The sequence below is a fragment of the Streptomyces sp. NBC_00597 genome, assembly GCF_041431095.1.
Taxonomy (GTDB): Bacteria; Actinomycetota; Actinomycetes; order Streptomycetales; family Streptomycetaceae; genus Streptomyces.
In genome coordinates this window covers 3,400,621-3,420,797 of the sequence record NZ_CP107757.1, presented here as the reverse complement: position 1 = coordinate 3,420,797, position 20,177 = coordinate 3,400,621, and the positions used below count along the sequence as shown (strand labels likewise).

Here is a 20,177-nt window from a genome sequence, read left to right as displayed (position 1 = left end):
CTGAGCGGCCACGCGCAGTCGGGCGTGGGCCGCCGGGTCCGAGCCGCCGCGCCGGCGGCGGATGGCGGATTGCGCGGCGCGAAGGGTTACCGGGCAGGCCGTGTGCCGCCCGGCGCCCCTTCGGTGGATCGCCGCGTCCTGTCAGGATCCGCCGTCGGCGGCGCCTGCGCCACTCGGGGCGATCAGCTGGCCGCCGCGCCGTCCGCGCAGAGCCGGTCCACGACGAGCGCGATGGCGGCCTCGGCGGTGTCGGTCTCGGCGATGACGGTGTTCAGGCTGGGGCTGCGCACGCGGAAGCGGCCGTCGGGCAAGGGCTCCGCGGCCGGCGCCTCCACCTCGAAGGGGTGGCGGGTGCGGGAGCTGAACCACAGGGTCCACTGGCGGGTGAACGGGTACAGCCGGCGCAGCTCCGGCTGCGCGGAGGCGGCCTCGATGAGTTCGATGACACCGCGGCACAGCGTGTCGGGCCCGCCTCGCTCCTGGATCAGCTGCCACGTGGTGGGCAGCCGCTGCCAGCGGGCATCCACCCGGTGAGCGGTGTCTGTATCGGCAGCGTGAAGGTTCATCCGCGCAGTGTGACGCCCCACCGGCCCCAGGACAATGGTTCGGAAGCCAACAATCCGGCATACGTGCGCCCCCGGCACGCCCCCTCCCGCGCGCTGAGCACGCCCCCTTCCGCACGCCGAGGGCGCTTCGGCGCACGTCCGGCGGTGTTCCACGGGACGGCAGGGGCCGGGGCGTGGGAGGAGTGACCCCTGCCGTCGTGGAACCGGTACGGCCGCGGACGCGGTGCTCAACCGTGGCTGACCCGGAGCTCCTTGATGCCGTTGAGCCAGGCCGCGCGCAGCCGGCGCGGCCCCTCGCCGGCCAGCCGCAGGTCGGGCAGGGAGTCGGCCAGCGCGTTGAAGATCAGGTCGATCTCCATGATGGCCAGGGACTTGCCCAGGCAGAAGTGCGGGCCGCCGCCGCCGAAGCCCAAGTGGGGGTTCGGGTCGCGGGTGATGTCGAAGGCGTCGGGGTTCTCGAAGACCTCGGGGTCGTGGTTGGCGGAGGAGTAGAACAGCCCGACCCGGTCGCCCGCCTTGATCTTCTGCCCGCCCAGCTCGGTGTCGCGGGTGGCGGTGCGCTGGAAGGACACCACCGGCGTGGCCCAGCGGACGATCTCCTCGGCAGCCGTCGCCGGCCGGTTCGCCTTGTACAGCTCCCACTGGTCGGGGTGGGTCAAGAAGGCGTGCATGCCGTGGCTGATGGCGTTGCGCGTGGTCTCGTTGCCCGCGACGGCGAGCAGCAGCACGAAGAACCCGAACTCGTCGGAGCCCAGGTTGCCCTGGCCCTCGGCGGCGACCAGCTGCGTGACGATGTCCTTGGCCGGGCACTCCTTGCGGGCGGCGGACAGGTTCATGGCGTAGCCGATGAGCTCCATCGCCGCGTTGGAGCCGACCTCCTCGGTGATCGCGTACTCGGGGTCGTCGTAGGCGATCATCTTGTTCGACCAGTCGAAGATGCGCAGGCGGTCCTCCTGCGGTACGCCGATCAGTTCGGCGATGGCCTGGAGCGGGAGCTCGCAGGCGACCTGCGTGACGAAGTCGAAGCTGCCGTCGGCGGAGGCGGCCAGCGCCTGCGTGACGATCTTTCGGGCCCGGTCGCGCAGGGCCTGCTCCAGGCCGCGGATGGCCCGCGGGGTGAAACCGCGCTGCACGATCTGGCGTACCCGCGTGTGTTCCGGCGGGTCCATGTTCAGCATGATCAGGCGCTGGGCATCTATCTGCTCGCGCTGGATGTGCTCGTTGAAGCGGATGATCGCCGTGTTGGTGGTGGAGGAGAACAGCTCCGGGTGCGTGGAGACGTACTTGACGTCCGCGTGCCGGGTCACGGCCCAGTAGCCCTCGTCGTCGAAGCCGGTGACGCCGCGCTGCTGGGGGCACCACCACACGGGTGCGGTCTGCCGCAGCCGTGCGAACTCGGGGAAGGGGACGCGGTCCTGGAGCAGGTCGGGGTCGGTGGCGTCGAAGCCTTCGGGCAGCTCGGGACAGGGCATCGGGCGACTCCAAAGTCTGACGGCCCATCAGATGTTTGGCTTGAAGGTAGTAACGAGTTCTAGAAGTGACAAGGGTCCTCGCGCCAACTGTTGCGTGTGGAATCCGTGTAAGCCGCGTGCAAGACCCTTGCGTGCCGGGCCCCCGGGTCATAAGACTGCGAGGGGAACTAGAACGCGTACTAGTTCGGGCGGGGCGCCGGGACGGCCCGCCGCGCCGGCACAGTGCAGGAGAGGACGAGCTCATGGCCGCGGAACCCGTCATCGTCGAAGCCGTACGCACCCCCATCGGCAAGCGCGGGGGCGCGCTCGCCAACCTCCATCCCGCCTACCTGCTCGGCGAGACGTACCGCGAACTCCTCGCCCGGACCGGAATCCAGCCCGACTGCGTCGAGCAGATCGTCGGCGGCACGGTCACCCACGCCGGCGAGCAGTCCATGAACCCGGCGCGCAACGCCTGGCTCGCGATGGGCCTGCCGTACGAGACCGCCGCGACCACCGTGGACTGCCAGTGCGGCAGCTCCCAGCAGGCCAACCACATGGTCGCCAACATGATCTCCGGCGGGGTCATGGACATCGGCATCGCCTGCGGCGTCGAGGCGATGAGCCGGGTGCCGCTGGGCTCCGGCTCCAAACACGGCCCGGGCAAGCCGTTCCCGGACGAGTGGAACGTCGACCTCCCCAACCAGTTCGAGGCCGCCGAGCGGATCGCCCGCCACCGGGGCCTGACCCGCGAGGACGTCGACCGGCTCGGGCTGCTCTCCCAGGAGCGCGCCGCCACCGCATGGGCCGAGGAGCGGTTCAAGCGCGAGACCTTCGCCGTCCAGGTCCCCACGACGGAGGAGGAGCAGGGCGCAGGTCAGGGCATGTGGCGCCTCGTCGACCGGGACGAGGGCCTGCGCGACACCAGCATGGAGGCGCTGGCCCGGCTCAAGCCGGTCATGCCGACCGCCGTGCACACCGCCGGGAACTCCTCGCAGATATCGGACGGCGCCGCCGCCGTGATGTGGGCCTCGCGCAAGATGGCCCGCGCCCTCAAGCTCAAGCCGCGCGCCCGGATCGTCGCCCAGACGCTCGTCGGCGCCGACCCGCACTACCACCTGGACGGCCCGATCGACGCGACGCGGGCCGTGCTCGGCAAGGCCGGCATGTCCCTCAAGGACATCGACCTCGTCGAGATCAACGAAGCCTTCGCCTCCGTCGTCCTCAGCTGGGCCCAGGTGTTCGGACAGGACCTGGAGAAGGTCAACGTCAACGGCGGCGGCATCGCGCTCGGCCACCCCGTCGGTGCGACCGGAGCCCGGCTGATCACCACCGCGCTGCACGAGCTGGAACGCCGCGACAAGGAATTCGCGCTGATCACCATGTGCGCGGGCGGCGCGCTGGCGACCGGCACGATCATCCAGCGGCTGTAGCCGGTAGCCGGTAGCCGGTAGCCGGTAGCCGGTAGCCGGTAGCCGGTCGCCGGTAGCCGGTAGCCGGTAGCCGGTAGCCGGTCGCCGGTCGCCGGTCGCCGGTCGCCGGTCGCTGGGCGCTGGGCGCGTCGGCACCGCACGGACCCTGTGGGATGGGAAACAGAAGGCCCCGGTGGTCGGACCTGGGGAGGTCCGGCCACCGGGGCCTTCGCACTGCTGGTGCCGCTGTGGGGCGCCCGCGGTCACTGGTGGCTTAGTACCAGTGGTTGGCCTGCCAGAAGTTCCAGGCGCCGACCGGGCTGCCGTAGCGGGAGTTCATGTAGTCCAGGCCCCACTTGATCTGGGTGCGGGGGTTGGTCTTCCAGTCGGCGCCGGCCGAGGCCATCTTCGAGCCCGGCAGGGCCTGGGCCAGGCCGTACGCGCCGGAGGAGGCGTTCGTGGCGGTGTGGTTCCAGCCGCTCTCGTGGGAGATGATCTTGTCGAAGGCGGCGAACTGGGCCGGGTCCTTGATCATCTGGTGCGCGATCGCCTTCGCGTCCATCGGGGCCGCCTGGGCGGGCACGGTGGCGAGCATGGTGCCGGCGACGCCCAGGGCGACGATGGAGCCGGCGAGGGTCTTCTTGGAGGCGGCGATGCGGCGGATGACGTTGGACACGGAGGAAACCTTCCGACGGGGACAAGGACTGTCGCGGCATGCCGAAGACATGCGTGAGCCACTCACGCAAAGGAGAGGGGTTCGTCGGGCGAGGGGCGAAGCGCCCCGCCGCCGTGGCGACATCACCAGTTAGCCAGGCCGCCGAGGGCCTGGCAACGACCCCGGTTACTAGCCGCCCTCGCAGCCGCGGGCCCGCGGATCCCCGCCCCGGGTGCTGGCGAACGGCCGCGCAGCCTACTATCGCGGGCCGTATGTGACGTGGGTCCTATGGGGTGAGTCACCGCGAGGGGGGCCGAATGTCACCTTCTGTCGTGGTTCGCTACACGAAATGGGGTGTGCGCCGGGCCACTTTCAACCCGAACCGAAGGAAACCGGTGCCTCGAACGCCGCTTTTCGTACCGCCCGCCGCAACGCCTTCAGCAGCGTCCCCCCGATCGCGAGGGTCAGTACGACCGTCAGCACGGCCCGGCCCAGGTCCCAGCCCAACGAGGTCGCCGCGCAGTACGCGGCGAACCGCGCCAGGTTCGCCGCCACCGCGTCCCCCGGACGGAACGAGATGCCCTGGCCCATGCCCTGCAACAGCACCCAGCCCTGCAGGTTCATGACCGTGCCGTACGCGAACGAGCCCACGCACCCGTAGGCCGCCAGCATCAGCAGCTCCGCCCGGCCCCGCAGCCGCTCCGCGCCCGGCAGCAGCCCGGCGCCCAGCGAGAACCAGCCCATGGCCAGCATCTGGAACGGCATCCACGGCCCGACCCCGCCCGTCAGTAGCGCGGAGGCGAACATCGTGACCGAGCCCAGGACGAAGCCGAAGCCCGGGCCGAGGACCCGGCCGCTGAGCACCATCAGGAAGAACATCGGCTCCAGACCCGCCGTCCCCGCGCCCAGCGGGCGCAGCGCGGCCCCGACCGCGGCGAGCACACCGAGCATCGCCACCGCCTTGGCGTCCATCCCCTGATCGGCGATGGTCGCGACGACCACCGCGACGAGGAGCGGGAGCAAGCCGGCGAAAAGCCACGGAGCGTCCTGGGAATGGGCGAGTCCGGACTGTCGGTCAGCGAGGAGCGGCCAGCCGAAGGCCGCGATCCCGATGAGCGTCACGAAGAGCAGGGCGACGGCCGCGCGGGGGCCGAGGCGCACGGGACGGTGGCTCACGGCGTCGCCCCGTCGCCGGCCGCGGACCTGTCCCCGGCTGCGGCTGCGGCTGCGGCTCCGGTCAGGGTCCCGTCCCCGGTCAGGGTTCCGTCCCCGGCCAGGGCGCGAGCGACCTGGGTCACCGTGAGCCAGTGCCCCGGCGCCAGGACCTTGGCCACCTGCGGCGCGAACGCCGGGGACGACACGACGACCTCGGCGGTCGGGCCGTCCGCGACGATCTCCCCGCCCGCCAGGATCACCACCCGGTGCGCCAGCTCGGCGGCGAGCTCCACATCGTGGGTGGCCAGGACAATGGCGTGCCCGTCGGCGGCCAGCGCCCGCAGGATTTCGATCAGACGGGCCTTGGCCGCGTAATCCAGACCACGGGTCGGCTCGTCGAGCAGCAGCAGGGCGGGCCGGCCGGTGAGTACGAGGGCCAGGGCCAGGGCCAGGCGCTGGCCCTCGGAGAGGTCCCGCGGATGGGTCCCGTCGGGGACGTCGGGCAACAGCTCGCGGACCAGGGCCCGGCAGGTCCCGGCCGGGCGGCCGGCGTCGGCGTCGGCCGCGGCGCACTCGGCGGCCACGGTGTCGGCGTAGAGGAGGTCACGCGGCTCCTGCGGGACCAGGCCGACGCGGCGGACCATCTCCTGCGGGGCGGTGAGGTGGGGGGTGCTGCCGCAGACGGTCACCGAGCCGGTGGTGGGGGCCAGCGTGCCGATGAGGGTGGCGAGGAGGGTGGACTTGCCGGCGCCGTTGCGGCCCATGAGGGCGATGGTCTCGCCGGGGGCCACGCAGAGGTCTATGCCGTGGAGGACCTCGGCGCGGCCGCGGCGGAGGGAGACGGAGGTGAGGCGGGCCACCGGCTCCGCCGGGGTGGTGCCGGTGGCCGTCCCGGGGGTGGGGGTCGGCCCGCTCCGGCGGAGCAGGCGGGACAGGACGCCGGGGCCTGCGGCGCTGCGCGGGGCCTCTTCCCCACCCCGCCCCTTCCCGAACCTGGGGCTCCGCCCCGGACCCCGCGCCTCAAGCGCCGGCGGGGCTGATTCCGCGCCGGGTTCGGGGTGGGGGGTGGTGGGGCCCTGGCTCGGGACCGGTGCTGCGAGCGTTGGCGGGGTCGGTTGCGGTAGGCGGGCGAGGAGGGGGGCGGAACGGCGGCGGGCTTCGCGGACCGACAGGGGGAGGGGGGACCAGCCGGCGAGGCGGCCCAGGGCGACCACCGGGGGGTGGACCGGCGAGACCGCCATGATCGAGGACGGGGAGCCGAGGACCGGAGCCGCGCCCGGGGCCGGCAGGAGCAGCACCCGGTCCGCGTACTGGACCACCCGCTCCAGGCGGTGCTCCGCCATCAGCACGGTGGTGCCCAGGTCGTGCACCAGGCGCTGCAGGACCGCGAGCACCTCCTCCGCGGCCGCCGGGTCCAGCGCCGAGGTGGGCTCGTCCAGGACCAGGACCTTCGGGTGCGGGGTCAGGACCGAGCCGATCGCGACCCGCTGCTGCTGGCCGCCGGAGAGGGTGGAGATGGGGCGGTCGCGCAGTTCGTTCAGGCCGAGCAGGTCAAGGGTCTCCTCGACCCGGCGGCGCATGACGGCCGGGGCCAGGCCGAGCGACTCCATGCCGTAGGCGAGCTCGTCCTCCACCACGTCCGTGACGAAATGGGCGAGCGGATCCTGCCCGACGGTGCCCACGACATCGGCGAGCTCGCGCGGCCGGTGGGTACGGGTGTCGCGGCCCGCGACCGTGACGCGGCCGCGCAGCGTGCCCCCGGTGAAGTGCGGGACCAGGCCGCAGACCGCACCGAGGAGGGTCGACTTGCCGACGCCCGAAGGGCCGACCAGGAGCGTGAGCTCGCCCTCCGGGATGACGAAGTCGGCATCGCGGAGGGTGGGCTGAGCGGCGCCGTCGTACGTGACCGACACCTGCTCGAAGCGGATCACTGAGATGCCTCCTTGGGCGGTACGGGCGCCACGAAGGCGGGGAGCAGGCCGATGAGGATCGCGGCCGCCGGCCACAGCGGGAGCGTGGGCGCCACGAGGGGGACGACACCGGGCAGCAGGGCGTCGGGGTCGACGGCCGCGGCGCGGACGAGGGCGGCGGCGACGGCCGCGCCCGATCCGGCGACCAGCCAGGCGCGCCCGCCCCAGCGGTCGGGCCGGTAGCGGGTCCGGATGCTGCGCCGCCCGCCCAGGCGCAGGCCCGCGAGGGCCATGGCCAGGCCGATGAGCAGGACGGGCAGCCCGTACGCGGCGCCCTCGGCGGCGAGCAGCCCGTACGTGCCCGCACACATGCCGAGCAAGCCGCCGAGGGTGAGGACGTTGGTGGTGTGCCGGACGGCGGGCGGGACCTGTGCGGTACGGCCGTAGCCGCGGGCGTCCATCGAGGCGGCGACGGCGACGGAGCGTTCCAGGGCGCCCTCCAGGACGGGCAGGCCGATCTGGAGGACCGCCTTGATGCCGCCGGTGGGACGGCCGCGCAGACGCCGGGCGGTCCGCAGTCGGGCGACGTCGGCGACCATGTTCGGCGCGAAGGTCATGGCGACGACGACGGCGACACCGGCCTCGTAGAGGGCGGCCGGGAGGGACTTCAGCAACCGGGCCGGGTTGGCGAGGGCGTTCGCGGCGCCGACGCAGACGAGGAGGGCGGCGAGCTTGGCGCCGTCGTAGAAGGCGAAGACGAGCTGCTCGGCGGTGACGCGCCCGCTGACGCGGATGCCCTGGGCCGCCCAGGCGGGGAGGGGGAGCTCGGGGAGCGTGAAGAGGGTGTGGGCGCCGGGGATCGGGGAGCCGAGCAGTACGGAGAAGAAGAGGCGGAGCCCGATGACGAAGAGGCCGAGCTTGAGGAAGGCGCTGTACGAACGGGCCCACGGGGCGGAGGTCCGGCGGGCGGCCACGACGTAACCTGCGACGCCGACGATCAGGCCGAGCAGGAGCGGATTGGTGGTGCGGGAGGCGGCGGTGGCGAGGCCGAGGGCCCACAGCCACCATGCGCCCGCGTGCAGGGCGTTGCCGCGGCGGGCCAGCGGCGCCTTGATCCTTTCGTACGTCGGCCAGGACCCGGTGTCACCCGCCCCGGCCGGACCGGGCCCGGGCGGGGTCGGGTCGCCGGGTGCGGGCCGGTGGGTGCGCACGGTGCCCCGGCCCGCGGCCGGCCGAGCGGCGTCGGCGAGCGCCCCGCCACCCCCCACGTGGCCCTGTGCGGCGGCGTTCGCCGGGCGGGGCGTCGCGGCGGTGGCGGGCTGTGGCGCGTCGGCCCGTGCGGGACCTTCGGTGGTGGTGGGGGCCGCCGGGTGGGGGCCCTCGGTGGAGGCGGCGCGCCGGGGGGCGGGCTGGTCGGGAGTCATCGGCGGCGGCGGGACTGCCAGACTGCCGCCGCGGCGAGGGCGGCCACCGCGGCCAGGCCGGCCAGGAGGCCCGTCGACGGGCCGCCGTCGGCCTTGGGTCCGGCCTGCGCCGACGGCTTCGGCTCCGGCTTCGCTCCGGCGTCCGCGATCTGCTCGCCGCAGCCCTGCTTCGGGTAGCCCGACACCGCGCACAGCAGCGCAGCGCTGTTGTAGCGGAGCGGTTTGGCGGCCTGTGCCAGGGCTTCGGCCGCCGTGGCGTCCGGGGCGACCTGGGCGCAGGCCGTGCGTGGGGTGTCCTGCGGCGGGGCGTCGCCGGCCGGGGCGTCCGCCGGGACGCCGAAGTCGACGACGACCGCGATCCGCTTGCGGCCCTCCACGGCCGGGGTGGACGCGCAGACCGCCGCGAAATCGGCAGCCGCGCGCGGCTTCGCCGCCTCGGCCGCCGCGTCCTGGCTCACCGCGAAGCGGAAGCCCAGCGCCGCGCCGTCGGCCGGGCGGGCCGTCGAGGGGCCCTGCGTGGCGTACTGCCACTGGCCCCCCGTGCCCTCCCAGAACGACCAGTAGCGGTAGCCCGCCGCCAGCGCCGGCGAGGACGCCAGGAGGGTGAGGAGGACACCGAACGCGAGGACCAGCGGGATCGGGCTACGACGCATCAGAGCTGGTTCTTCTTCCGGCGGCCGCTCAGCAGGACGCCGATGCCCATGCCGGCCGCCAGGCCCGCGCCCACGATCCACCAAACGTTCTGGTTCGAGTCCTTCTCGTCCTTCTTCTCGTCCTTGGCCTGCGACGCGGACGCGTCAGCCGTCCGTGCGGCGGGGCCCGTCGCGTTCAGTGCCGTCACCAGGTCCGTGCCGCCGAACGACTTCGGGTCCGTGCCCGTCGCGTGCGCGGCCAGGACCAGGGTGCCGAGGGCCGCCGGGCTGTCCTTGGACCAGTCCGCCGAGTTCGCCTTCAGCCACTCCAGCGCGCCTGCCGCCGACTGCTTGTGCCCGGCCGCGGCCAGGGCGATCACCGCGTCGGCGGTGTTGCCGGTGTCCGCGGTCGGCTGGTCCGCGCCCGGGGTGACGGCCGTGAGGTGACCGTCCTTCTTCAGGGCCTCGGCCAGGTAGCCGGCCGCGCCCTGTGCCGCACCCGCCGGGTCGGCGGAGCCGGCCGGGCAGGCCAGTGCGGCCGCGGGGGTGTCCGTCGCGGCAGGGGCCACGACCGAGCCCTGGGCCAGCCCGGCCAGGACCGCGGCGGCCGTGGCGTCGGCGTTGGCCGCGAGCTTGCCGTCCGCCGGCTGGTACCCGAAGGCGCCCCGGTCGGCGGCCGGCTCGGCGGCGCAGCCCAGCTGGAAGGAGAGCAGGCCCTCGTACGCGGACTTGCCCGCCTTCGACTTCACCTCGGCCGGCTTCTCGCCCGTCGCGGCCAGCGCGCTGATGACGAGGGAGGTGGAGTTGCCCTCGCTCGGGGTGCCGGGGACGAACGCCCAGCCGCCGTCCTCGTTCTGGACGGACTTCAGCCAGTCCACGCCCTTCTTCACCGCCGCGTCCTGGCCTCCCAGCGCCTTCAGCGCCTGCACGGCCATCGCGGTGGCGTTCGTGTCGTACATCGTCTTGTCGTCGCAGGCCGCGGCGGCGTCCGCACGGAACGAGGCGAAGCCGCCGTTCGCGCACTGCTGTCCGGCGAGCCAGGCGACGGCCTCCTCGGCCGGCTTCACGCCGACCGTCTGCTGGGCCAGCAGCGCGAAGGACTGGCGCCACACACCGTCGTACGTCGGGTCCTTCTTGCCGAACAGGCCGGAGGGGATCACCGGGGCCGGCGGGGCCGACGGGGACGGTGCGGCGAGGGCTGCGGGGGCGGCGCCCACGCAGAGCACGGCGGAGGCGGCGAGCGCGGCGGCGCTGCGACGGACGTTCATGGGGGCGGGTGCCTCTCGTGCTGGGGGGCCGGGAGGCAGGCGCGCACAGGGCACCGGGCTCCGGCCCCGTTAACCTCGACGGTGCCGGCCGCCGGGGCTCCGGCGGCGCGAGCCGCGCACCTCGCGTACGGGGCGGTCCGGCTTGCCGCCCGGGCGGGGCCGGGGCGGGTCACGGTTGCGGGTCAGCGCCGGAATCGCACCGGCTTCCCCCCGTACGGAAGGGTGGACGACGGGTTCACTGTACCGGCCCGTAGGAGTCCGGAAGGGTGGCGCCAGACCTTGGCGCCCCTTACCGACGGGCCCGCCGTCACAGGGCGCGGTACGTGACCGGGTCGCTGCCCGGGACCGCCTCGGCCCGGCCCTGCTTCACCAGCCGCCGCAGATGCGCTTCTGCTTCCGAGACGGCGATGTTGCGGGAGCCGTACGGGATCTGCTCCCAGGGACGGTTCCACTCCATGCGTTCCGCCAGCGCCCACGGGGTCAGCGGTTCGGCCAGCAGCTCCCACAGTCCGGTCAGTCGTTCCTCGTGGTGGCGCAGCAGTTCCCGTACGCGGGCGGGGGCGTCGGTGAAGGCGTGCTGGTGCGCCGGGAGGACCTCGGCGGGGCCGAGGCGGCCGATGCGTTCGAGAGAGTCGAGGTAGTCGCCGAGGGGGTCGGTGACCCGGGTGATTCCGTTCTCGTCGGGAGCCTCGTAGAGACCGATGTGTGGGGAGATCCCGGGCAGCAGGTGGTCCCCGGAGAAGAGGCGGCCGTTGCCGGGGAGGTTCGCCGGGTGCTGTTCCTCCAGGTGCAGGCAGACGTGGCCGGGGGTGTGCCCGGGGGTCCAGATGGCGCGGAGCCGGCGCCCGGCGAGGGGGAGCAGCTCGCCGGGGACGATCTCCCGGTCGGGGACGGCGGCCCGCAGCCCGGGCAGGTGGGGGCCCCTCCCGTGCCGAAGGCCATGGGGGAGCATGCGGCCGCTCGCGCGGGCGCGCAGCGGTGCGACGTGCTCCTCGGGTGCTCCGGCGGCGGCGAGCTTCCCGCTCATGTAGTCGAACCAGACGCCGGGCTCGGCGGACCGGGTCCGTACGACGACCTCGGTGTCGGCGGCGTGCATGGCGATCCAGGCGCCGGAGGCCTCGCGGACGCGGCCGGACAGGCCGTGGTGGTCGGGGTGGTGGTGGGTGATGACCACGCCGTGGACGTCGGCGACGGCGATGCCGAGTGCGGCGAGGCCGGCGACGAGGGTGTCCCAGGACTGCGGGTCGTCCCAGCCGGTGTCGATGAGGACGGGGCCGCGGTCGGTGTCGAGGACGTGGACGAGGGTGTGGCCGAGCGGGTTGTCGGGGATCGGGACCTTGATGCCGCGGACGCCGCCGCCGTGGTCGGTGACGTGCGGGGTGAGCGGGGGTGTGGTCGGGGGTGTGGTCGGATGCGTGTCCTGCGGCATGGGGGCTCCCTGTCCGGGCCTGGCCGCCGCGTCCGCGCCGCCCGGCCCACTCATACGAGAACGTGTTGCAGTAGTCGCCCAAGTCGACCATCTGCGGCCCGTCCTGACTAGTCGTAACCGCCCGTTGGATCTTCCGGGTCGTTCCGTCCTGGCCGTGGACTCCTGGAACTAGAACTGGTATCAGTTCGGGAACGCCAAGCCGCAGGAGGCAGCAGCCATGACCGAGCTCGTGGAACACGGACACCTGTTCATCGGCGGGGAGTGGACGGATCCGCTGGGCACCGACACGATCGAGATCGTCTCCCCCCACACCGAGCAGGTCATCGGCAGCGTCCCGCACGCCTCCCGCGCGGACGTGGACCGCGCCGTCGCCGTGGCGCGCAAGGCCTTCGACGAGGGGCCCTGGCCCAGGGCGTCCCTGGACGAGCGGATCGCCGTCGTCACCCGGATCAAGGACGCGATCGCCGTCCGGCACGAGGAGATCGCCCGGTCGATCAGCTCGCAGAACGGCTCCCCGTACTCCTGGAGCGTCCTCGCGCAGGCACTCGGCCCGATGATGGTCTACGACGCCGCGATCCAGGTCGCGCGCGCCTACCCGTACGAGGAGCGCCGCCAGGGAGCGCTCGGCCCGATCCTGGTGCGCCGGGAGCCGGTGGGCGTGGTCGCGGCCGTCATCCCCTGGAACGTGCCGCAGTTCGTGGCCGCAGCCAAGCTCGCCCCCGCGCTGCTGACCGGGTCGACGGTGATCCTCAAGCCGTCCCCCGAGTCGCCGCTGGACTCGTACATCCTCGCCGACATCGCCCGGGAGGCCGGGCTGCCGGAAGGCGTGCTGTCGATCCTGCCCGCCGACCGGGAGGTCAGCGAGTACCTGGTCGGCCACCCCGGCGTCGACAAGGTGGCCTTCACCGGCTCCGTCGCCGCCGGCCGGCGCGTGATGGAGGTCGCCGCCCGCAACCTGACCCGGGTCACGCTCGAACTCGGCGGCAAGTCCGCCGCCGTGATCCTCCCGGACGCCGACCTCGACACCACCATCGCCGGGATCGTCCCTGCGGCCTGGATGAACAACGGGCAGGCCTGCGTGGCCCAGACCCGCGTCCTCGCGCCGCGCAGCCGCTACGAGGAGGTCGCCGAGGCCCTCGCGGCCGCGGCCGGCGCGCTCGTGGTCGGCGACCCGCTGGACCCGTCGACGCAGCTCGGGCCGCTGGTCGCCCAGCGGCAGCAGCAGCGGTCGCTGGACTACATCCGGATCGGTCAGGAGGAGGGCGCGAAGGTCCTGGCGGGCGGCGGCCGCCCGGCGGGCCTGGAACAGGGCTGGTACGTGGAGCCGACGCTCTTCGGGGACGTGGACAACTCGATGCGGATCGCCCGCGAGGAGATCTTCGGACCGGTCGTCTGCCTGATCCCGTACGGGGACGAGGCGGAAGCGGTACGGGTCGCCAACGACTCGGAGTTCGGCCTGAGCGGCAGCGTCTGGACCGCGGACGTCGAGCACGGCATCGACTTCGCCCGGCAGGTGCGGACCGGCACCTTCAACGTGAACACCTTCAGCCTGGACATGCTGGGGCCCTTCGGCGGCTACAAGAACAGCGGCGTGGGACGGGAGTTCGGGCCCGAGGGGCTGAGCGAGTACCTGGAGCACAAGATGATCCACCTGCCGGCGGGCTACGCGGCGGGTGCGTGAACGGCATGGGCGACCGGTGGCACGTGGAGGTGGACCGGGGCGTCTGCATCGGCTCGGGGATGTGCGTGAACCACGCACCGGAGGGCTTCGCACTGGACTCGGCGCGCCAGTCGCATCCGCGGGATCCCGAGACGGACGCGAACGAGCCGGTCCTGACGGCGGCGGAGGGCTGCCCGGTGGAAGCCATCCTGATCACCCTGGCGGGCACGGGGGAGGCGGTGTTCCCGCCGGAGGAGTGAGGGGCGGGCCGGCCGGGCCGGCCGGTGTCGGCGCGGGGTCCGGGGCCGGTCCGGGTCCGGTCGACAGGGGGAGGCGGGGGAGGGTCGTGGGCAGGGAGGCAGATGACCCCTGGCCGCACCTTCAGGGGAAGGCGAAACCATGAACGGACCCGGCCGACCGGCCCTGGTCGGAGCCCTCGTCCTCTCCTTGGCCGGAGTCTTCCCGGCCGCCCGCGCACCGGCGGCCCCGTCTGCGTCGGCGACCAGCACGTGCTACCAGCACACGGAGTGCACCGGGGGCGCGGGCACCTCCACGGACCAGAGCCAGGACCAGTACGGGAAGGGCTTCCGGCAAGGACTCAAGGACACCCTTGAGTCCTGCAAGAAGACCCAGCCGCAGCACCTCACGCAACCGGGCCCGAACTGGCAGGCCGGCTACGACAAGGGCGCCGAGACCGCGCTCAACAGCAAGCGCCGCGCGGCCTGACGTCCCGAGGGCTCCGGGGCCCTACCGGCGCGCGGTGCCAACTGCCCGGTTCAGGCCTTTTCTCGTGGCGTCGTCAGGTCGATGAGGCGGCAGACCGTTTCGATGTCGATCTTCACCTGGGCGATCGAGGCGCGGCCCGAGAGCCAGGTGATCAGCGCCGAGTGCCAGGTGTGCTCGATCACCCGCACCGCGGAGAGCTGTTCCGCCGTCGGCGGGGCGTCCAGGCCCATCGCGTCCAGGATGATCGCCGTGGTCAGCCGGGACACCGTGTCCACCTCGGGGCTCACGCTCCGGTCCGCGAACGTCAGCGCGCGGACCATGGCGTCGGCCAGGTGCGGCTCCCGCTGGAGCGCGCGGAAGGCCCGCATCAGGGTTTCCGACACGCGGGCCGCCGGGTCCTCGCCCGCCGGGGGCCGTTTGCGGAGCGTCGTGTGCATGTGCTGGAGCTGGTCCTGCATCGTGGCGACGAGGAGGTGCACCTTGGACGGGAAGTACCGGTACAGGGTGCCCAGCGCGACCCCGGCCGCCTCGGCCACCTCCCGCATCTGGACGGCGTCGAAACCGCCCCGGCTGGCCAGCTGGGCGCTGGCGTGCAGGATCCGGCGGCGGCGCGCCTCCTGGCGCTCCGTCAGGGGAGGGGACGCCGTCGTGGCGACGGCTTTCGCATCCGCTGTCATCTGTCCCGTTCCATGGCGTTCCGTGTCGTTGCGGTGCTGATTTCCGGGCCGTTCGTGTCGTGACTTCGACGGTGATCGACAGTCAGCATGGCAGGCGTCCGAGCCGTGGCGCGAATCACCTGCTCCGCCTCTTACGGTGTGGTTTCCGGCCGGTAGATTCAATGGTCTTCGACGGATCAAGTCTGAAACTTGTTCTACATTATGCGAGCGGTTACGCTCCGGCGAAAGTTGCAGGGATAAGGGGGCCGAGAGTGACCGCTGAGGCCATGGTGACGAGCCCTTTCGTGGGTTCCGCCACCGACGGCGACCGCCCGTTGCGCATCGCACTCCTCACCTATAAGGGGAACCCGTTCTGTGGCGGTCAGGGCGTCTACGTCCGGCACCTCTCGCGGGAGCTCGTGAGGCTGGGACATTCCGTCGAGGTCATCGGCGCGCAGCCGTACCCGGTCCTCGACACCGGTGCCACGCTGACCGAGCTGCCGAGCCTCGACCTGTACCGGCAGCCCGACCCGTTCCGCACCCCGAAGCGCGACGAGTACCGGGACTGGATCGACGCGCTGGAAGTCGCCACCATGTGGACCGGCGGATTCCCCGAGCCGCTGACCTTCTCGCTGCGGGCCCGGCGCCACCTCGCCGCCCGCGCGGGCGAGTTCGACGTCATCCACGACAACCAGACCCTCGGCTACGGCCTGCTGGCCGACCTCGGCGCGCCGCTGGTCACCACCATCCACCACCCCATCACCGTCGACCGGCAGCTGGACCTCGATGCCGCCCACGACCGCAAGAAGCGGCTCTCCGTGCGCCGCTGGTACGGCTTCACGCGGATGCAGGGGCGGGTCGCCCGCCGGCTGCCCTCCGTGCTGACCGTCTCCGGATCCTCCAAGCAGGAGATCGCCGAGCACCTGGGCGTGCGCGACGAGCGCATCCACGTCGTCCACATCGGCGCCGACACCGACCTGTGGTCGCCCGACGCGTCCGTGGCCGAGGTACCGGGGCGGATCGTCACGACCTCCAGCGCCGACGTCCCCCTCAAGGGCCTCGTGCACCTCGTCGAGGCGCTCGCGAAGCTGCGGACCGAGCAGCCCGACGCACACCTCGTCGTGGTCGGCAAGCGCGCCGAACAGGGGCCGGTCGCCCGCGCGATCGAGAAGTACGACCTCCAGGGCGCGGTGCGCTTCGTCAAGGGCATCACCGACGCCGAACTCGTGGACCTGGTGCGCAGCGCGCAGATCGCCTGCGTGCCCTCGCTGTACGAGGGCTTCTCGCTGCCCGCCGCCGAGGCCATGGCCACCGGCACCCCGCTGGTCGCCACCACCGGCGGTGCCATCCCCGAAGTCGCGGGCCCCGACGGCGAGACCTGCCTCGCGGTGCCGCCCGGTGATGCGGGTGCGCTGTCCGCCGCGCTGGGCCGGCTGCTGGGCGACCCGCAGCTGCGGGCGCGCCTCGGCGCGGCCGGACGCGAGCGGGTGCTGTCCCGGTTCACGTGGGCCAGAGCCGCCGAGGGCACCGCCGCGCACTACCGCGCCGCGATCGAGCGCGCGGCCGGCCGTACCCGCAGCGCGCGGTGACCTTCCGCCCCATGACGTTTCCCCGGCACCTCAGCCACCCGCTCCACCACCCCCATCCTCTCCACCCCCGCGACCGCGAAGGCAGGACCCCGTGCTGACCGTCGATTTCTCCCGGTTCCCGCTCGCCGCAGGCGACCGCGTGCTCGATCTGGGCTGCGGCGCCGGCCGGCACGCCTTCGAGTGCTACCGGCGCGGCGCCCAGGTGGTCGCAGTCGACCGCAACGGCGAGGAGATCCGCGAGGTCGCCAAGTGGTTCGCGGCCATGAAGGAGGCCGGCGAAGCCCCGGCCGGCGCCACCGCCACCGCAATGGAGGGCGACGCGCTGGCCCTGCCCTTCCCCGACGACTCCTTCGACGTCGTCATCATCTCCGAGGTGATGGAGCACATCCCCGACGACAAGGGCGTGCTCGCGGAGATGGTCCGCGTCCTCAAGCCGGGCGGCCGCATCGCCATCACCGTGCCGCGCTACGGCCCGGAAAAGATCTGCTGGGCGCTGAGCGACGCCTACCACGAGGTCGAGGGCGGTCACATCCGCATCTACAAGGCCGACGAGCTGCTCGGGAAGATGGCGGCCGCCGGCCTCAAGACGTACGGCACCCACCACGCCCACGGGCTGCACTCCCCGTACTGGTGGCTCAAGTGCGCGTTCGGCGTCGACAACGACAAGGCGCTGCCGGTGAAGGCGTACCACAAGCTCCTGGTCTGGGACATCATGAAGAAGCCCCTCGCGACGCGGCTCGCGGAGCAGGCGCTCAACCCGGTCATCGGCAAGAGCTTCGTGGCGTACGCGACGAAGCCGCACCTTCCCGTCGGCGCGGCGAAGTGAGCTCCCCCGGGCGCACCGAACGCCTGGTCCTGGACGGGGTGCTGACCGCGCAGGAGGCCGCCGGCACGGTGGCCGGCATCCTCGCCGCGCAGCGCTCCGACGGGGCCATCCCGTGGTTCCGCGGGCACCACCTCGACCCGTGGGACCACACCGAGGCCGCGATGGCCCTGGACGCGGCGGGCGAGCACGAGGCGGCGGAGCGGGCCTACGACTGGCTGGCCCGGCACCAGAACGCCGACGGCTCCTGGTTCGCGGCGTACGCCGACCGGCCGGACGGGGTGGACACCGCCGAGCCGCAGGACGCGAGCCGGGAGTCCAACTTCGTCGCGTACATAGCCGTCGGCGTCTGGCACCACTACCTGGCCACCGGCGACGACCCGTTCCTGGACCGCATGTGGCCCGTCGTCTACGCGGCGACCGAGTTCGTCCTCGGCCTGCAGCAGCCGGGCGGCGAGATCGGCTGGAAGCGCGAGGCCGACGGCACGCCCGTCACGGACGCGCTGCTCACCGGCTCCTCCTCGATCCACCAGGCACTGCGGTGCGCGCTGGCGATCGCCGAGCACCGTGAGGAGCCGCAGCCGGACTGGGAGCTGGCGGCGGGCTCCCTCGGGCACGCGATCCGGCGGCACCCGGAGCGTTTCCTGGACAAGTCCCGCTACTCGATGGACTGGTACTACCCGGTGCTGGGCGGTGCGCTCACCGGCGCGGAGGCGAAGGCGCGGATCGAGGAGCGCTGGGAGGAGTTCGTCGTCCCGGGCCTCGGCGTGCGCTGCGTCCTGCCGAACCCGTGGGTGACGGGCGGGGAGTCCTGCGAGCTCGCGCTCGCCCTGTGGGCGATGGGCGAGTCGGACCGGGCGCTGGACATCCTGCGGTCCATCACGCACATGCGGGCGGACAACGGCATGTACTGGACGGGCTACGTCTTCGAGGACGAGGCGGTGTGGCCGGTCGAGCAGACGACCTGGACGGCCGGGTCGCTGCTGCTCGCCGTGGCCGCGCTGGGTGGGGACGAGGCCACCGGGGCGGTGTTCGGGGGGCTGGAGCTGCCGTCCGGACTGGAGCCGGACTGCTGCCGTTAGCCCGCGCAGGGCCGGACGGACGAGAGTGGGGCAGGCCGCCGGGGAGGCGGCCTGCCCGTACGTGGCTCGCGGTCAGCGGCGGTAGAGCCGGCCCGCGATGAGGTGGCCCAGGACGAGGTACGCCACGGCCGCCACGCCGTAGCCCACCACCACCTGGACCCATTCCCGGTCGAACGTGAACAGGTCGTAGGACCAGCCGGCCAGCCAGCTCGCGGCGTCGTGGATGAACTCCACCAGGCCGTTGCCCCGGTTGGCTTCGAGGAAGTAGAGCAGGATCCACAGGCCGATCGTGAAGGCCAGCACGTCCGCCACCGTGGCGACGACCCGGCCGGCTTGAACGCCTCCGCGGGCGTGTACTCCGGTGTGTGTGCGCATGCAGCGCGTCTTGCCCCGTCGGGGTGAAGCAAACCCGAATGGGTCATCCAAGTGGCGCAGTGCCGGGGCCCGGGTGACGCTGCGGGAGACACCTCACTCCCCGGAGGCTCACGTGTCCATACCCAGCGTGTCCATACCCAGTACGACCCGATTCCGACGCGCCTTCACCGCCCTGCTCGTGTCCGGCGCGCTGCTCGCCGGCGCCACCGCCTGCGGCAGCGAAGGTGGCGGCAGGGGCCGGGGCGAGGACGCGGCCCTGTCCGTGCCCGCGGCGCCGGCCGTCGAAGTGGCGGCGCCCGAAGCGTGGCAGGCGGCGGAAGCGGCGGAGGTCGCGGCCCTCGCCGAGCCCACGCCCACCACCAGCGCGGAGAAGCAGAAGTTCGCCAAGACGCGCTTCGTCGCCAACGCGGGGCTCGCGGCCGGGGCGACCTACCAGTGGATCATCAAGCCGTACCGTGCGGGCAAGTTCAAGAAGGGCGCCAAGGGTCGTACGTTCGCGCTCATCAAGGCGGGCCTCGCGGGCGCGTTCGCGTACAACCGGCTGAAGGCGGCGGCGGACAACGCCAAGGGCGACCCGCTGCTGTCGAAGGCGATGGTGCCGCTGACGGCGGGCATCGCGTCCCTCAAGGGGCTGGGCTCGAAGCTGCGCGCGGGTAGCGCGGGCGATGCCGACATCGGCTCCTTCGAGGACGTCATCAACGGGGTCAAGGGCGCCGGCAAGAGCGCGGGCGCCACGGTGACCGACAGGGTTCCGAGCGTCTCCCAGCTGAGCGGCGGGTAGACCTCCGGATCCAGGCCGGGCGGGCCGGGTAGGTCGGCAACCCGGGTGGGCCGGGCAGGTCGCCGGGCCGGACGGGCAGCGTCGCCCGTCCGGCCTGCCGCTGCCCTGCCGGGGCCGCCCGCCCGCCCGGCTGTTTCAATGGGCGGATGATCGAATTCCTGGTGGTCGCGGCCGCCGCCGTCGGGGCCGGGTGGCTGGTGCGGCGCAAGCAGCGCCAGCGGGTCGCCGCCGGGTCACCGCAGGGGATCCCGTGCATGGTGCGGCACCCGGCCGGCGCGGGCCGCTGGCGGATGGGCCGGGTGTTCACCGGCCCCGGCGGGGTGCGCTGGGTGCCCCGGCGCGGTGAGCCCGTTGCGCTGCCCGGCGGCCTGGCGACCGGGGTGCGGGCGCCGTCCGTGAAGGAGGGGATCTCCATCAACCCCGGATCGCGGATCGTGGCCTGCACGTACGGGAGCGGCGAGGGCGGCGCGGCCGGCGGGACCATCGAGATCGCGGTGATGCCGCTGGACCTGCGGGAACTGCTGGCGGCCGTGCCGCCGCCGGACGCGGACGAACCGTCGCCCTGACACGCGGGGAGCCCCGG

At 73.2% G+C, this 20,177-nt stretch carries 20 protein-coding genes and 1 riboswitch; of the genes, 9 read left to right on the top strand and 11 right to left on the bottom strand.

The features are described 5' to 3' along the window. Positions 1-182: 182 nt before the first annotated feature. Positions 183-566 (bottom strand): DUF6193 family natural product biosynthesis protein, encoded by a 384-nt coding sequence (locus OG974_RS15180; protein WP_327283231.1) that lies wholly within the window; start codon positions 564-566, stop codon positions 183-185. A 227-nt stretch (positions 567-793) separates the two neighbouring features. Continuing rightward, a complete protein-coding gene (locus tag OG974_RS15175) occupies positions 794-2,038 on the bottom strand; it encodes a cytochrome P450 (protein WP_327283230.1) in 1,245 nt (414 codons plus the stop codon). Between the two features lie 242 nt (positions 2,039-2,280). Between OG974_RS15175 and OG974_RS15170 the strand changes: the two genes are divergently transcribed. Beyond that, positions 2,281-3,450 carry a steroid 3-ketoacyl-CoA thiolase gene (locus OG974_RS15170; RefSeq protein ID WP_327283229.1) on the top strand — a complete coding sequence of 390 codons (1,170 nt, stop codon included), beginning with the start codon at positions 2,281-2,283 and terminating at the stop codon, positions 3,448-3,450. Between the two features lie 253 nt (positions 3,451-3,703). On the opposite strand, the gene OG974_RS15165 is transcribed toward OG974_RS15170, so the two are convergent. The 7 genes from OG974_RS15165 to OG974_RS15135 form a co-directional block, all read right to left on the bottom strand. After that, positions 3,704-4,156 carry a transglycosylase SLT domain-containing protein gene (locus OG974_RS15165; RefSeq protein WP_327281485.1) on the bottom strand — a complete coding sequence of 151 codons (453 nt, stop codon included), beginning with the start codon at positions 4,154-4,156 and terminating at the stop codon, positions 3,704-3,706. Between the two features lie 300 nt (positions 4,157-4,456). Beyond that, the gene (locus OG974_RS15160) at positions 4,457-5,260 is read right to left on the bottom strand and encodes an ECF transporter S component (RefSeq protein ID WP_327283228.1); all 804 of its coding nucleotides are present in this window, start codon (positions 5,258-5,260) and stop codon (positions 4,457-4,459) included. After that, positions 5,257-7,170, bottom strand: a complete 1,914-nt coding sequence (locus tag OG974_RS15155; protein ID WP_371643431.1) for an ABC transporter ATP-binding protein — start codon at positions 7,168-7,170, stop codon at positions 5,257-5,259. Before OG974_RS15155 ends, OG974_RS15160 begins: the two co-directional genes overlap by 4 nt. After that, the gene (locus OG974_RS15150) at positions 7,167-8,573 is read right to left on the bottom strand and encodes an energy-coupling factor transporter transmembrane protein EcfT (protein WP_371643429.1); all 1,407 of its coding nucleotides are present in this window, start codon (positions 8,571-8,573) and stop codon (positions 7,167-7,169) included. Before OG974_RS15150 ends, OG974_RS15155 begins: the two co-directional genes overlap by 4 nt. Further along, positions 8,570-9,226 carry an SCO2322 family protein gene (locus tag OG974_RS15145; protein ID WP_327283225.1) on the bottom strand — a complete coding sequence of 219 codons (657 nt, stop codon included), beginning with the start codon at positions 9,224-9,226 and terminating at the stop codon, positions 8,570-8,572. The genes OG974_RS15150 and OG974_RS15145 overlap by 4 nt, the downstream gene beginning before the upstream one ends. Beyond that, positions 9,226-10,473 carry a prenyltransferase/squalene oxidase repeat-containing protein gene (locus OG974_RS15140; protein ID WP_371643427.1) on the bottom strand — a complete coding sequence of 416 codons (1,248 nt, stop codon included), beginning with the start codon at positions 10,471-10,473 and terminating at the stop codon, positions 9,226-9,228. The genes OG974_RS15145 and OG974_RS15140 overlap by 1 nt, the downstream gene beginning before the upstream one ends. Before the next feature lie 134 nt (positions 10,474-10,607). Next, a riboswitch (cobalamin riboswitch) is annotated at positions 10,608-10,682 on the bottom strand. A 98-nt stretch (positions 10,683-10,780) separates the two neighbouring features. Continuing rightward, a complete protein-coding gene (locus OG974_RS15135) occupies positions 10,781-11,902 on the bottom strand; it encodes an MBL fold metallo-hydrolase (RefSeq protein WP_329313427.1) in 1,122 nt (373 codons plus the stop codon). 217 nt (positions 11,903-12,119) lie between these two features. On the opposite strand from OG974_RS15135, the gene OG974_RS15130 reads away from it, so the two are divergent. From OG974_RS15130 to OG974_RS15120, 3 genes are all read left to right on the top strand, one after another. Further along, positions 12,120-13,583 carry an aldehyde dehydrogenase gene (locus tag OG974_RS15130; RefSeq protein ID WP_329313425.1) on the top strand — a complete coding sequence of 488 codons (1,464 nt, stop codon included), beginning with the start codon at positions 12,120-12,122 and terminating at the stop codon, positions 13,581-13,583. Positions 13,584-13,588: 5 nt separating this feature from the next. After that, positions 13,589-13,822 carry a ferredoxin gene (locus OG974_RS15125; protein ID WP_327285633.1) on the top strand — a complete coding sequence of 78 codons (234 nt, stop codon included), beginning with the start codon at positions 13,589-13,591 and terminating at the stop codon, positions 13,820-13,822. A gap of 139 nt (positions 13,823-13,961) precedes the next feature. Further along, complete coding sequence (locus tag OG974_RS15120; RefSeq protein WP_327283221.1) at positions 13,962-14,288, top strand: hypothetical protein; 327 nt, start codon at positions 13,962-13,964, stop codon at positions 14,286-14,288. A gap of 50 nt (positions 14,289-14,338) precedes the next feature. On the opposite strand, the gene OG974_RS15115 is transcribed toward OG974_RS15120, so the two are convergent. Next, positions 14,339-14,965, bottom strand: coding sequence for a TetR family transcriptional regulator (locus tag OG974_RS15115; protein WP_327283220.1), 627 nt, complete (start codon positions 14,963-14,965; stop codon positions 14,339-14,341). Positions 14,966-15,216: 251 nt separating this feature from the next. Between OG974_RS15115 and OG974_RS15110 the strand changes: the two genes are divergently transcribed. The 3 genes from OG974_RS15110 to OG974_RS15100 all read left to right on the top strand — a co-directional run bounded on the left by OG974_RS15110 (position 15,217) and on the right by OG974_RS15100 (position 18,438). Continuing rightward, positions 15,217-16,533 carry a glycosyltransferase family 4 protein gene (locus tag OG974_RS15110; protein ID WP_327283219.1) on the top strand — a complete coding sequence of 439 codons (1,317 nt, stop codon included), beginning with the start codon at positions 15,217-15,219 and terminating at the stop codon, positions 16,531-16,533. A 91-nt stretch (positions 16,534-16,624) separates the two neighbouring features. Beyond that, entirely contained in the window at positions 16,625-17,359 is a 735-nt protein-coding gene (locus OG974_RS15105; protein ID WP_327283218.1) for a class I SAM-dependent methyltransferase, read from the top strand. Next, positions 17,356-18,438, top strand: coding sequence for a prenyltransferase (locus OG974_RS15100; protein WP_327283217.1), 1,083 nt, complete (start codon positions 17,356-17,358; stop codon positions 18,436-18,438). The genes OG974_RS15105 and OG974_RS15100 overlap by 4 nt, the downstream gene beginning before the upstream one ends. A gap of 72 nt (positions 18,439-18,510) precedes the next feature. Here the strand turns inward: OG974_RS15100 and OG974_RS15095 are convergent, their stop codons facing one another. Further along, the gene (locus tag OG974_RS15095; protein WP_371643424.1) at positions 18,511-18,813 is read right to left on the bottom strand and encodes a hypothetical protein; all 303 of its coding nucleotides are present in this window, start codon (positions 18,811-18,813) and stop codon (positions 18,511-18,513) included. Between the two features lie 133 nt (positions 18,814-18,946). Between OG974_RS15095 and OG974_RS15090 the strand changes: the two genes are divergently transcribed. Both OG974_RS15090 and OG974_RS15085 read left to right on the top strand, forming a co-directional pair. Further along, positions 18,947-19,594, top strand: coding sequence for a hypothetical protein (locus OG974_RS15090; RefSeq protein WP_371646824.1), 648 nt, complete (start codon positions 18,947-18,949; stop codon positions 19,592-19,594). A 146-nt stretch (positions 19,595-19,740) separates the two neighbouring features. After that, the gene (locus tag OG974_RS15085; protein WP_327283214.1) at positions 19,741-20,160 is read left to right on the top strand and encodes a hypothetical protein; all 420 of its coding nucleotides are present in this window, start codon (positions 19,741-19,743) and stop codon (positions 20,158-20,160) included. Positions 20,161-20,177 lie beyond the last annotated feature (17 nt).

Coding starts and splice junctions, on each gene's coding strand:
- OG974_RS15180 (WP_327283231.1), bottom strand. CDS start 566: ATGAACCTTCACGCTGCCGATACAGACACCGCTCACCGGGTGGATGCC.
- OG974_RS15175 (WP_327283230.1), bottom strand. CDS start 2,038: ATGCCCTGTCCCGAGCTGCCCGAAGGCTTCGACGCCACCGACCCCGAC.
- OG974_RS15170 (WP_327283229.1), top strand. CDS start 2,281: ATGGCCGCGGAACCCGTCATCGTCGAAGCCGTACGCACCCCCATCGGC.
- OG974_RS15165 (WP_327281485.1), bottom strand. CDS start 4,156: ATGTCTTCGGCATGCCGCGACAGTCCTTGTCCCCGTCGGAAGGTTTCC.
- OG974_RS15150 (WP_371643429.1), bottom strand. CDS start 8,573: ATGACTCCCGACCAGCCCGCCCCCCGGCGCGCCGCCTCCACCGAGGGC.
- OG974_RS15145 (WP_327283225.1), bottom strand. CDS start 9,226: ATGCGTCGTAGCCCGATCCCGCTGGTCCTCGCGTTCGGTGTCCTCCTC.
- OG974_RS15140 (WP_371643427.1), bottom strand. CDS start 10,473: ATGAACGTCCGTCGCAGCGCCGCCGCGCTCGCCGCCTCCGCCGTGCTC.
- OG974_RS15135 (WP_329313427.1), bottom strand. CDS start 11,902: ATGCCGCAGGACACGCATCCGACCACACCCCCGACCACACCCCCGCTC.
- OG974_RS15130 (WP_329313425.1), top strand. CDS start 12,120: ATGACCGAGCTCGTGGAACACGGACACCTGTTCATCGGCGGGGAGTGG.
- OG974_RS15125 (WP_327285633.1), top strand. CDS start 13,589: ATGGGCGACCGGTGGCACGTGGAGGTGGACCGGGGCGTCTGCATCGGC.
- OG974_RS15120 (WP_327283221.1), top strand. CDS start 13,962: ATGAACGGACCCGGCCGACCGGCCCTGGTCGGAGCCCTCGTCCTCTCC.
- OG974_RS15115 (WP_327283220.1), bottom strand. CDS start 14,965: ATGACAGCGGATGCGAAAGCCGTCGCCACGACGGCGTCCCCTCCCCTG.
- OG974_RS15095 (WP_371643424.1), bottom strand. CDS start 18,813: ATGCGCACACACACCGGAGTACACGCCCGCGGAGGCGTTCAAGCCGGC.
- OG974_RS15085 (WP_327283214.1), top strand. CDS start 19,741: ATGATCGAATTCCTGGTGGTCGCGGCCGCCGCCGTCGGGGCCGGGTGG.